A 1,121-nucleotide genomic window follows, 5' to 3' on the forward strand; every position below is an offset into this window, starting at 1 on the left:
AAGCTGTCGAGACAATCCAAACCCGACTCGTTACTGATCGTCGATACCTGGCCGGGTTTCTCATCTCGTTGATTGTCCTCCCGATACTTCTGCTCCTGCTCCCGATCTAGTTCTGCGGCCGAGACAGTCTGTTCTATCGAGAGAGATCTGCCAATACGGGTGTCGCCCCTTTCCCCAGATTCGTGTGCTCCCGCGCCTATATGTGGCTTTGACACGCATCTCTACGTATGGCCTCCGTTGACCAGGTGCTCGTTGCGTTCGATGGGACCCCGCTCTCGGAGAAGGCACTGGCGCACGCGCTTGACGTGTACTCGGATGCATCGATTACCGTCCTCCACGTTATCGACTACATCGAAGAGAGCTATAGCGCGAAAGCACTGGTCGGAGACGAAACGCTCCGGAAACGGGCCCAGGAACGATCGGCAGAACTGCTCGCCGAGGCCGAGGCGAAGGCAGACGAGCACGACCGGGTAGTTAAGACGGCAAGCGAGGTTGGCAAGGCCGCAGACGCGATCCTCGAGTACGCGGACACACACGGTATCGACGTGATCGTCATCGGAAGCCACGGACGCTCGGGTGTCGCTCGAATGCTCATGGGTTCGGTCGCTGAAACGGTGATGAAGCGTGCATCAGTGCCTGTAACTGTCGTCAGGTGACCGCAAACTGTGCCTCCAGATTCGCCCTGAAACGGTGAACAACAGAGAAAAAGGCTCTCGATCTGGATAGCTGGCGAGTACTTCTCGTAACCCTTCAGTTTCGAACTGACACGCTGATTTTTACATTTCCTTGTCCTACGAACAGCCATGGCACGAATTCCAGAGGTCAAGTCGATTACAACAGAAGACGAGTACATCCACGTTCGGTATCGGGACCCTGACCAGTTCGATCAAATTCGGACGCCAGACTGGGCGGACCGTGTCTCTGATTCCGTCTCGGAGGGAAGCGAGGTTCGGATGGGGAAGCGGGAAGCCCCCGATGATTGGGTAGTCCAGTCTGTGTTGATCCAGAAGAACGCAGGTGAGCAAAAAGCTCGTGAGCAAGCCGACGAAATTATCAGAGAAATCGAGTCGTGATCGGATGCTTCGGCAGCCGTGGTTGTTGAACCCGACTGGGAGCCCCAC

General features: G+C 56.2%; 2 protein-coding genes. Both read left to right on the forward strand.

Annotation, left to right across the window (positions count from 1 at the left end):
- Positions 1 to 227 precede the first annotated feature (227 nt).
- Positions 228 to 656, forward strand: coding sequence for a universal stress protein (locus tag RBH22_RS17770; RefSeq protein ID WP_306678742.1), 429 nt, complete (start codon positions 228 to 230; stop codon positions 654 to 656).
- Between the two features lie 147 nt (positions 657 to 803).
- Positions 804 to 1,073 carry a hypothetical protein gene (locus RBH22_RS17775; protein ID WP_306678744.1) on the forward strand — a complete coding sequence of 90 codons (270 nt, stop codon included), beginning with the start codon at positions 804 to 806 and terminating at the stop codon, positions 1,071 to 1,073.
- Positions 1,074 to 1,121: the final 48 nt, after the last annotated feature.

It is taken from the genome of Halobellus sp. H-GB7, from assembly GCF_030848585.1.
GTDB classification, from domain to species: domain Archaea; phylum Halobacteriota; class Halobacteria; order Halobacteriales; family Haloferacaceae; genus Haloquadratum; species Haloquadratum inordinatus.

Bases quoted from the DNA above. Each gene is read 5' to 3' on its own strand.
- RBH22_RS17770 (WP_306678742.1), top strand. From the start codon at position 228: ATGGCCTCCGTTGACCAGGTGCTCGTTGCGTTCGATGGGACCCCGCTC.
- RBH22_RS17775 (WP_306678744.1), top strand. From the start codon at position 804: ATGGCACGAATTCCAGAGGTCAAGTCGATTACAACAGAAGACGAGTAC.